The sequence below is a fragment of the Staphylococcus petrasii genome (assembly GCF_002902565.1).
In the GTDB taxonomy this organism is placed as follows: Bacteria; Bacillota; Bacilli; order Staphylococcales; family Staphylococcaceae; genus Staphylococcus; species Staphylococcus petrasii.
The window spans coordinates 22,085-33,358 of the sequence record NZ_PPRC01000029.1 but is presented as its reverse complement, the minus strand read 5'-3'; the positions used below and the strand labels follow the sequence as shown (position 1 = coordinate 33,358).

The window sequence follows — 11,274 nt, the reverse complement described above, 5'->3', positions numbered from 1 at the left end:
TTCCTTGGTAATTTAAAATAGGTATTACACTTCTTATGTTAGAATGAATGAAAACTTTTCACAAGGAAAATACCTTTTTAAAAATTTTTAATTTTTATTTTAAATAATTTTTCAGAAGTTTTAATTTTATCAAAGTATTTTAAAAAATGTAATAATAGTGCTAAAATTTAGAGGTTAAGAAAGTAAATGTTAATAGCGAAAAGTAAGGTGAGTTTGTGAAATATGTAGATGTATTTTTAAAAAATGTAGCGCAAGTTGTATTCATGAATAATAAGTGGACGGGTTTGCTCATTTTAATAGGCTTATTTATTGCGAACTGGGAAGTTGGACTTGCAGCAGCAATAGGTAGCTTATTATCACTATTGTTAGCCCCTTTATTTAATTACAGTGATGAAGAAATTAACAATGGATTAGCCGGTTATAATTCAGTGTTAACTGCCATTGGCCTCGCATTATTCTTACAATCTTCCATTATTGCTTGGGTTGTATTGATAGTAGCGACAATTTTAACGTTGCCAGTAGGTGCTGCTGTGCGTGAGTTCTTAAAACCATTTGGTGTCCCTATGTTAACTTTCCCGTTTGTCTTAACAACTTGGTTAGTATTAGCGATGACGACTCAGTTCGGGAAGTTGCATGTTAAACTTGATATTTTGCCTCAACATATCAAACATCCAGTAATTAACCATGATCACATCAGTTGGATTAGTGGGATTATAACGAACTTTAGTGAAATCTTCCTTGTGACATCGATTATTGGAAGTATTTTAATCATTATCGGAATATTTATCGGTTCAGTAAGAGGTGGCATCTTCGCTGTTATTTCAAGTGTCTTAGCTGTCGTATTTATTGTCTTACTTGGTGGAGATTACCCATCTATTACAAACGGTTTATACGGATATAACTCTATCTTGACTGGTATCGCATTAGGTGCGACTTTCCAAACTAAATTAAATCGTTACGTAGCTGTTATCACCGGTCTATTATTGACGGTAGTGATGCATGGCGCGTTAGCTACAATGCTTGCGCCTGTTGGATTGCCTATCTTTACTGCACCATTCATTTTTGCGACTTGGATTGTTTTATACGCGGGTACGACGCGTCCATCTTCAGAAGCATAAGTTAATTGATTTCAGTTTTCACACCTATATCAACTTGGGTATGATAAGAGTAAGACATTAGATAATGATGAGGTGTGACATATGGAGAGACAGATTTATGTAATTGGTAGTATGTCGATGGATTTAGTTGTAGCAACGTCGATTGTCCCTGGAAAAGGTGAAACCGTACTTGGCGACTCATTTTTTACGACACCGGGTGGTAAAGGTGCCAACCAAGCCGTAGCAGCGGCACGTTTAGGACAAGATGTACATATGATTGGTCGTATTGGCAACGATACGTTTGGGGAAGACATTTTCCAAAATTTAAAAAATAACCAAATTAACGTGGAGCATGTGAAACCTACGGAAGGTCCTTCAGGAACTGCGCACATCACATTGGCCGATAACGATAACAGTATTATTGTCGTGCCATCAGCGAATAATGAAGTAACGCCCGACTATGTTCAAGAGGCCTTAGCGTCAACGCAACCTGGTGACATCGTGTTATTGCAACAAGAAATTCCGGCTGAAACGGTCGAAACGGCAGTGAAATATTGTTATGAACATGATGTAATTTCGATCTTAAATCCAGCGCCGTACAGAGAAATTTCTGACGATGTGCTTGAACAAGTGACGTATCTCACACCGAATGAAACAGAAAGTGAGAATATGTTTGAAGGCGACGTTGATGGCGCATTGGAACGCTATCCTGATAAATTGATCGTGACGTTAGGCGAACTTGGCGCAGTATATCATAATGGCCTTGAACAAGTGGAAATTAAAGGCTTTAAGCGTGAAGTGAAAGACACGACAGGTGCTGGTGACACGTTTAATGGCGCGCTAGCAGTAGGTCTACAGAAAGGTTACGACCTGGCAGAAGCGGTCACATTCGCTAACTTAGCGGCGAGTTATTCCGTGACAGGCATGGGCGCACAAGGTGGAATGCCAACCTTTGAAGACTTAGAAGCGGACTTAGAATTTTAAATTTTTTATTTTTGAAAATAGAAGCTAAAATAGATAACGAGGGAGTGGGACAGAAATTAAACACTAATTTCGTCGTATCCCCAACTTGCTTTGTTTGTAGACTTTCTTTTCGAAAGTCTCTATGTTGGGGCCCCGCCCACCAGGCAAGGTTGACTAGATTTGAAAAAGCTTGCTTTAAGCGCATTTCAAATCAGTCAGCTACTGCCAATATGTTAACGAAGGCTGAGACACTTTATTATTGTCTCAGCTTCATTTATATCAAGGAAATTCTATAATTTGATTGTAAAGAAAGGGTAAATGATATGAATTTTGATATTTATGACAAAATTGCGCTAGTCCTTATTATAGTTTTCTGCTTAATTAGCACCATTAATATGCCACAATTGTATGAACTTATTATAAAGTTTGTCATCGTCATTTTACTTATCATCAATGTAATTATAAAACTAGTAAATAAGAAATAACGTATTTATTCATCTGAGTGATTAAATTCATGTAAAAATTTTGTTAAGTTCTAATTGATGTATTATAAATAATATAACAATAATATATAATGTATTGATGAACGGCATAAAATTTATACTCAATTTAAAGGAGCAGATGAATGGCTAAAAAATATTTACTTGGACTAGTCACAGTTTTATTAGCAATTGTTTTATGTGCGTGTCAATCTACATCACAATCTCATGATGGGACAGACAAGAAATCCGCAGAAGATAGAAAAAAAGAAGAAAACATGTATGCGAAAAAGAAAAATAAAGACCAAAAAGATTGGGTTACATATAAGGGCGATGTTGCTCACGTCTTCTATCATCCACTGATTACAGAACCAAAGGTAGCATTTACGGGGGATCCTAGTTCTGCTAAAGGGAATAATGATTGGATGATTACAGTTGATGAGTTCAATAAATCGCTAGATGAGCTTTATAAACATAATTACATATTAGTAGATCCGCATGATGTTTATGATTTAAAATCAAATCCAGTTAAAAAGAAAGAAATTAAATTACCTAAAGGCAAAAAACCACTTATCTTATCTATCGATGATATGAACTACTACGAGTATATGCGTGGTCATGGTTATGCAGACCGTTTAGTGTTAGATAAAAATAATCATGTAGTTTCTGAAACGAAAGGTAAAGATGGCAAAGTCACTCAAAGTGAAACAAACGATATCGTACCAATTTTAAATAACTTCGTGAAAAAGCATCCTGATTTCTCGTACAATGGGCAAAAAGGTGTCGTTGCTTTAACAGGTTATAATGGTGTGCTTGGCTATCGTACAAACGAATTAGATAGTAAAGATTATGACAAACGTAAAGAACAAGCCACTAAAGTCGCTAATGCGATGAAGCGTGATGGTTGGACATTCGCAAGTCATTCTTGGGGACACATCGATTTCGCACATAGTTCATACGATCGCATTGTCGCTGACACGAAACGATGGGATAAAGAAGTGACACCAATCATAGGTAAAACAGATCTCTTTATTTTCCCACATGGCGCACAAGATAGAGGGTCACAAGCCTATAATTATTTAGATCACCAAGCAGGCTTTAAGTACATTGCTGGTGTAGGACCTAATAACTTCACAGATGTTGGTAAAGACAGTGTTTACCAAGACCGTGTCGCTATCGATGGTTTAAACTTATATGAATTTAAATATAAATTGAAACCATTCTTAGATCCGGAAAAGGTTTACAGCAAAGAAGACCGCCAATATTTTAAAGGTGACAAAGATTATAAGTAATTGATTATACGTGGGGCATCATTAGGTAAGCATAGAAACTCTGAGAAGAACACATCGAATTCTTTTCAGAGTTTTTATTTTGAAAAGATGAAACGAGCAATTATTAATTTAATTACTAGTATGACTTTATTAATAGATGGTAAAGTCATTTATTTTTTAAATTAATATGTAATTAACAAGCAAAAATAAGTTATAATAAATTGTGCAATATAAAAATATATAAAGTAGGGAATAACATGTTTCAGAAAATAGTAAAGAGTATAGGAAGCATCAGTTTTATAGCTTTATTAAGTGCAACAAGCGCACATGCAGCAGAAACACCAGTAAATATTTCTAATCGAATTCAACCTAATGGAGTCAGCTCATATTATCAACCGGATGGCGTTACTTTAACGACACAACAGGGCCAAATCTTATATGATTACCAGGGAAATAAAAAGGCTGATCCAGCCTCGTTGTCTAAAATGATGACCTTATATTTAGTATATGAAGCCATTGATAGTGGAAAATTAAAGTTAAATGATACTGTAAAAATAAAGGCGCAATATGCTCAATTATCTACAGCACCTAATTTAACTTCTGTGCCATTACAAACAGGACAAGTATATACTATTGACCAATTAATTAAACAAACTGCCTTGCCTTCAAGTAATACGGCAGCCCTCATTTTAGGAGAAAAAGTAAGTGGCAATACATCAGCATTTACAGATAAAATGAATCAACAAGCCCAAATATTTAAAATGTATAATACGCATTTCGTTAATCCTGCTGGTGCACAAAATAATTTATTGGGACAATGCGCACCATCAAGATATAGAAATCAAATTTATCCTACAAGTACTTCAAAAGACATGACAATACTAGCGCATGAACTTATTGCTAAGCATCCTGAGATATTAAAGGTAACGCAATTGCCTCAAGATACACAAAAAGGTTATACCTTTACGAATACGAATTTATCGTTAAAAAATCAACCGCTCTATTTACCGGGTACAGACGGTTTGAAAACAGGCACAAGTGACAAAGGTTACAACATTACATTAACGAATAAATTAAATAATTTACGTTTAAACGAAACCGTGTTGAACGTTAAACCTTATGGGGATTATAACGCGAAATATAGTAGAAATAGGATAGCTAATAATGTTATTCGATATTACCGTCAACAATATGAATATAAAAAAGTGCTTTCTAAAGGAAAACATACGATAGGAAAGCGCACTTACGAAGTGAAAAAAGATTTATATGATACCGTGCCAAAAGATAGCAAGAAATGGACAATTAAAGTAGATAACAATAATCAAGCTTATGTGTCTTATAACCGTTATTTTTTACCTAACACAAGCGCTCCAAAAGTAGCCGTAGAAAAGAAATGGAATTTATTTTAAACATTTAACTTAATAAAGTAAAAAAAGAAATTCTTAAAAATAGAGATGAAGAGTGGGTGCAAATACGTTGTTTAGAATGTCCGTATTTAGCTAAGGTCACAACATTTCATTTAAGAATTTCTTTTTATTTAGACTTAGCCGTACTATTTCAGTTTTTTCAAATGTATTTCTCTAGCGCCACAGATGAGTGCCACAATTTCTGCAGTGACTTTATCAATAGACTGTTGTTGTCCTTGTTGAAGCCAGTTTGTGATAACACTCAAGATGCCTCCGGTAAGAAACTGCCCATACATCGTTGTATCTACATAAAATTGCCCGCTTTGTTTATCGAATTCAATTTGTTTTTTAACCGCTTCGTAGATTTGATCGTAAAAGATACTATAAACTTCACCGTAATAATTTAAATTAATCACGCTTCGAACGATTGCTTTATTCTCATGAATAAACTGCAAATTATCTTTGATTAACTTTTCAAAAAAACGACGGGGGTTATCTGGATTAATTTCCGGTAAATATAACTCTCGAAAATGGTCAATCATTAGTCCAATACCGTAATTTAATAAATCATATTTATCATTAAAATGACGATAAAATGTAGATCTTCGAACATTTGCTTTATCGCATAAATCTTGAATCGTAATTTGTTCGAACGTCTTCGTTTGGAGAAGTTCAAAGAAAGTAGTCAATATAGCTTGGCGTGTTTTTTGAACGCGTAAATCTTGTGGATTCAAAGTTTTTCACTCCCAATATCGGACATTTTTACGTATTTGTCACTTAAGATACATTCCCTTCTTATTGACGCACAACAGGCGCACTTGTCCTCATATAATAAGGTCGAAGGGTAGATTAATTTCATAAAGAATTACTTATAGTTTACTACTTTTCAGAAAAATATTAAAAATACTTTAAACGCTTGGGAAGTGAAATAAATGTACTATAGTAATGGGAATTATGAAGCATTTGCGCGTCCTAAAAAACCAGAAAATGTAGAGGGAAAGTCTGCTTATCTAATCGGGTCTGGGTTAGCATCTTTAGCAGCTGCATGTTTCTTGATTAGAGATGGGCAAATGGATGGGTCAAAAATCCATGTTTTAGAGGAGTTATCTAAACCTGGTGGAAGTTTGGATGGTACTGAACTTCCGATGAAAGGCTACGTTGTACGTGGCGGAAGAGAAATGGAGAATCATTTCGAATGTTTATGGGATTTATTTCGCTCCATCCCATCGTTGGAAATAGAAGGCGCTTCCGTCTTAGATGAGTTTTATTGGTTGAACAAAGAGGATCCCAATTACTCACGATGTCGTGTTATTGAGAAAAGGGGACATCAGTTAGCCACTGATGGTGACTTCACGTTAACGAAACAAGCCATTAAAGAAATCGTCGCTTTATGTTTGAAGAAAGAAGAAGATTTGAACGACGTCAAAATTTCAGATGTCTTTACAAATGATTTTATGCACTCCAATTTCTGGATTTATTGGAAAACAATGTTTGCCTTTGAACCTTGGCATTCTGCAATGGAAATGCGTCGTTATTTAATGAGATTTGTTCATCATATTGGTGGGTTAGCTGATTTCAGTGCTTTGAAATTCACTAAATACAATCAATATGAATCACTCGTACGTCCTATGATTGCTTATTTAAAGTCCCATGGTGTCCAGTTCCAATATGATGTACAAGTGCTTGATATTAAAGTGGATGTCACAACTAAAGAGAAAGTTGCTCGAGAGATTCAATTGAAACGTCAAGGTCAGCTTGAAACGATTGCATTAACTCCAAATGATTTGGTCTTTGTGACTAATGGCAGTATCACAGAAAGTTCAACTTATGGAGATAACGACACGCCGGCACCCCCTAATCATCAACCCGGCGGCAGTTGGAACTTATGGCGCAATCTTGTGAAACAAAGTCCTGAGTTTGGTTGCCCTGAAAAGTTCTATCAAGATTTACCTGACAAAAGTTGGTTCGTCTCAGCAACGGTCACTACCAATAACAAAACGATTATCGACACCATTGAACGTATATGTAAACGAAATCCTTTATCGGGAAAGACTGTTACAGGTGGTATTATTACTGTAAATGATTCTAATTGGCAAATGAGTTTTACCATTAACCGCCAACAACAATTTAAAACGCAGCCAAAAGATGAAATGAGTGTATGGGTTTACGCCTTGTATTCTAATGTAGAAGGCGATTATATCCATAAACCTATCGTCGAGTGTAGTGGTAGCGAAATTTGCCAAGAGTGGTTATATCATATAGGCATCCCTGAAAATTTAATAGAAAACCTCGCCAACATTCACTGCAATAGTATACCTGTCTATATGCCATATATCTGTTCATATTTTATGCCTAGAGCCGTTGGTGATAGACCACTTGTTGTGCCTAAGGATTCTCGTAACTTAGCCTTTATTGGGAATTTTGCTGAAACAGAAAGAGATACGGTCTTTACAACAGAATACTCCGTAAGAACCGCAATGGAAGCGGTATACCAACTCTTGGATATTGATAGAGGTGTCCCTGAAGTTGTTGCGTCAGAATTCGATTTACGTGTGCTTATGGATGCACTGTATGAATTGAATGATCGCAAAGATTTAACAGAATTAGCCGAACAAAATAGAATTCAACAATTCGCCCTAAATGCTTTCTTGAAGAAAATTAAGAACACCTATATTGAAGAATTGTTACAACAGCATAAGTTACTATAAGTGTAGGTAAACTTTTATCGTGCAAGCTTTAACCCCCGCGGGACATCAGCATGCGGGGGTTATTAGTATTAAATATTAGAAATTAATTCTTAATATACTCTTTTAAATGTTTTGCGGTTACTGAATTTTCAACTTCAAAAATACCTTCTGGTTGGCCTGCATAAAGCAATTGGCCACCTTTGTCTCCAGCGAAAGGCCCAATATCAATGAGCCAGTCTGCTTGTGTCATCATCGTTAAGTTATGTTCGATTAAGATAACCGTATTACCTTCATCTATTAAGTTATTAAAACAATCAATTAATATAGGTAAATCATCTTCATGCAAGCCCGTCGTTGGTTCGTCAAAGATGAACAATTGATTTGTTACATCTTGTGTAAGATAGCGACTTAACTTCACGCGTTGAATTTCTCCGCCTGATAACGTATCGAGAGATTGACCTAACGTCATATAGTTAAGACCTGTATCAGCTAGAGCTTGAAGCGGACGCGTGATATTAGGGCTGTCATTAAACTTTTCAATCGCTTCTTCAACGGTTAACGCTAAAATATCAGCAATCGAATAGCCGTCTACTTTCGCCTCTAACACTTCAGGACGGTATCTTGTGCCACCACACATTTCGCACACTTGTGAAAAGTCCGGCATAAACGCAAGCTCCGTTTTCAATACCCCTTTACCATGACATTCAGGACAAGCACCTTCAGAGTTATAACTAAACATGCTCTTTTTAAGCCCCGTATGTTTACTGAAGAAACTGCGTACATCGTCAAAAATGTCTAAATAAGTCAGTAAATTAGAACGATTTGAGGCATGTACAGGTTTCTGATCAATAAAAATGGCATCTTGATTACGTTCGAACGCAGCCGTAATTAAAGAACTTTTACCTGAACCAGCCACGCCAGTAACGACTGTCATCGCATGTTTCGGCAGCTCAGTAGAAATATTATTTAGGTTATTACGACTAATATTTGAAATATTAATCATGTCTTTAGGTTGGCGTAATTTGGACTTCAAGGTGTGCGTTTGTTTTAACGCATGTCCAGTGCTTGTATTAGATTTAAGTAAATCTTTGTAGCTGCCTGTGAAGGTAATTTCACCACCATGTTTTCCAGCACGCGGACCTAAATCAATGATGTGGTCAGCCGTTTTAATGACGTCGGGGTCATGCTCAACGACGAGAACCGTATTTCCTTTGTCTTTTAGCGATTGAATGATGTCATTGATACGTTTAATATCCTCAGGGTGCAAGCCGACACTTGGTTCATCAATAATGTAAACGAGATCGCTTAATGGGCTATTTAAATGACGAATCAGTTTGATACGTTGTGACTCACCGCCAGATAGGGAAGTTGTCTCTCTTGCTAGCGTTAAATAATTTAGGCCAATATAGCTTAATGCTTCAAGTTGTTGTTTGAGCGGTTCAATAATCACACGTGCCTTGTCTGATTTTATTTTTTCTAAAAAGGCTAACGCCTCGTCGATTTGTAAATTCGTAAATTCTGCTATATTCAAGCCATTAATTTTACAACTTAATACTTTGTCATTAAGACGTTGGCCATGACAACTTGGACAGTCATGTTTAGAAACGACGCGATCAATATCTTGTTTGAAACGTTTCTTTTCAAAATTATCATTTAGTAAAAATGAACGACGAAATCTATGAATTAATCCTTCAAATTTAGCAGTTCTAGGCCAATTTGATGGTGGATTCTTTAATTTCGTAGGTTCTGTATAAAGGAACGTATCCATTTCTTCTTTAGTATAATCTTTTAATTTTTTATCATTATCAAATAGCCCAGAATATAAATAACGTTTACCACGCCAACTATCAGGTCTGAAAGAAGGGAACTTAATGGCATCTTCATTAAGTGATTTATCGTAGTCTAATAGCTCATCTAAATCGATATCTTCAACGTATCCTAAACCAGAACATGTCTCGCACATCCCTTTAGGATTATTGAATGAAAAGATGTCAGAATACCCTAAGAAAGGTTCGCCAATTCGTGACCATAAAAGTCGTACGGAAGCATAAATATCAGAGATTGTACCTACCGTTGAACGTGAATTACCTCCAAGTCGTTTTTGATTAATAATCATTGCGACAGGAAGATTTTTAATTTGATCCACATCCGGTTTCTCATATTGTGTGAGTTGATGTTGGACATAACTTGAATAAGTTTCATTTAACAATCTTTCTGATTCTGCAGCGACTGTGTTAAAGACGAGGGAAGACTTCCCCGAGCCTGACCGCCCTGTAAAAACGGTTAATTGATGCTTTGGAATCATTACATTTATATTTTTTAAATTATTCTGTTTTGCGCCGACAATTTCTATATTACTCATCACTTACACCTCTTAATTACACTTTATGTCTTATTTGATTTGGGAAAATTAATTTATTGTTCGAGTGGTTTGATTTTTACGTCTAAGTTGAAATACTTTTTAAGTATGTCGCGATAATTATCAGATGTAACATCAATTTTTTCTTTATTGTCTTGTTTGCTTAATGTCAGATGATTAGACGACATTGTAGCACGTCCGAATAATTGTGGTTTTGTAATTATGAGTTGTTTTACAAAGATAGACTCAGGGTTCTTAGAATTATATTCAATCATTGGATCAAAATCATGAATATTTTGAGGTTTTATTTCGGCTACATAGCGTGTAACCCATTGTTCATTTTCCGGTTTTTGTACGCTATAAGTGTCTTCATTTTCAGAAATAGCACGAAATTGGCCTGTTAAATCCATAACGGGATGAGTAGGGTCTAAAGTGCCAATGCGTAATGATTGTAAGGGTAAATCGCCAAAGCCTACATCAGCTACGTAATTGATGTCATCTATAGACACTACAAGTGACATATGAGAACCATGAGGACTTGTATGACCGTCAGGTTGATGTATCGTTGCGGGCATACGATATACAGTAAAGCCTTTTTCTTCGAGATAAGTACCGAAGAAATGGTTCATTTCGTAGCAGAAACCGCCTCGATGTTGATTGATAATTTTATCGAACAAATCTTCAATTTCTACAGAGATAGGTACGCCGTTTTGTACATTTATATTTTCAAAAGGAACCGTCATCATATACTGTTTTATATAATAATCGAGTGCTTCGACTGTGGGTTCGTTATATTGTGACGAATCTATATCTAAATAGTGTTCAATTGCTTGTATATCCATGTGAACAGGAACTCCTTTATTTAATGCTTTTACTCTTTCAATACCCTAAATTGAGATTTAATGAAACAATACTTGGAACGATGGTTTCTAAGCTAATACTTCGTATTGTTTGGGCTCGCTTGCCGTGGGCATTGCTTGAGTCAATTAAGGGTAAATGAAAAGGTTCTAAA

The 11,274-nt window shown here is 35.7% G+C and carries 8 protein-coding genes; 5 read left to right on the top strand and 3 right to left on the bottom strand.

Features of this window, described 5'->3' with window-relative positions; all coding sequences use genetic code 11:
• Positions 1 to 215: 215 nt before the first annotated feature.
• The 4 genes from yut to pbp4 all read left to right on the top strand — a co-directional run bounded on the left by yut (position 216) and on the right by pbp4 (position 5,219).
• Positions 216 to 1,118: an urea transporter gene (gene yut / locus CD127_RS06150; protein ID WP_103366130.1), complete on the top strand. Its 903-nt coding sequence runs from the start codon at positions 216 to 218 to the stop codon at positions 1,116 to 1,118.
• A gap of 81 nt (positions 1,119 to 1,199) precedes the next feature.
• The gene (gene rbsK, locus CD127_RS06145) at positions 1,200 to 2,081 is read left to right on the top strand and encodes a ribokinase (protein WP_103366129.1); all 882 of its coding nucleotides are present in this window, start codon (positions 1,200 to 1,202) and stop codon (positions 2,079 to 2,081) included.
• A gap of 604 nt (positions 2,082 to 2,685) precedes the next feature.
• Positions 2,686 to 3,831, top strand: coding sequence for a polysaccharide deacetylase family protein (locus CD127_RS06135; protein WP_103366127.1), 1,146 nt, complete (start codon positions 2,686 to 2,688; stop codon positions 3,829 to 3,831).
• Between the two features lie 236 nt (positions 3,832 to 4,067).
• Positions 4,068 to 5,219 (top strand): penicillin-binding protein PBP4, encoded by a 1,152-nt coding sequence (gene pbp4 / locus CD127_RS06130; protein ID WP_103366126.1) that lies wholly within the window; start codon positions 4,068 to 4,070, stop codon positions 5,217 to 5,219.
• A gap of 143 nt (positions 5,220 to 5,362) precedes the next feature.
• Here the strand turns inward: pbp4 and CD127_RS06125 are convergent, their stop codons facing one another.
• Positions 5,363 to 5,950: a TetR/AcrR family transcriptional regulator gene (locus CD127_RS06125; RefSeq protein WP_103366125.1), complete on the bottom strand. Its 588-nt coding sequence runs from the start codon at positions 5,948 to 5,950 to the stop codon at positions 5,363 to 5,365.
• Positions 5,951 to 6,148: 198 nt separating this feature from the next.
• Here CD127_RS06125 and CD127_RS06120 point away from each other — a divergent pair, with 198 nt between their 5' ends.
• Positions 6,149 to 7,924, top strand: a complete 1,776-nt coding sequence (locus tag CD127_RS06120) for an oleate hydratase (protein WP_103366124.1) — start codon at positions 6,149 to 6,151, stop codon at positions 7,922 to 7,924.
• A gap of 82 nt (positions 7,925 to 8,006) precedes the next feature.
• Here the strand turns inward: CD127_RS06120 and CD127_RS06115 are convergent, their stop codons facing one another.
• Positions 8,007 to 10,265 (bottom strand): ATP-binding cassette domain-containing protein, encoded by a 2,259-nt coding sequence (locus CD127_RS06115; RefSeq protein ID WP_103366123.1) that lies wholly within the window; start codon positions 10,263 to 10,265, stop codon positions 8,007 to 8,009.
• Positions 10,266 to 10,318: 53 nt separating this feature from the next.
• Positions 10,319 to 11,104 (bottom strand): arylamine N-acetyltransferase family protein, encoded by a 786-nt coding sequence (locus tag CD127_RS06110; RefSeq protein ID WP_103366122.1) that lies wholly within the window; start codon positions 11,102 to 11,104, stop codon positions 10,319 to 10,321.
• Between the last annotated feature and the right edge of the window lie 170 nt (positions 11,105 to 11,274).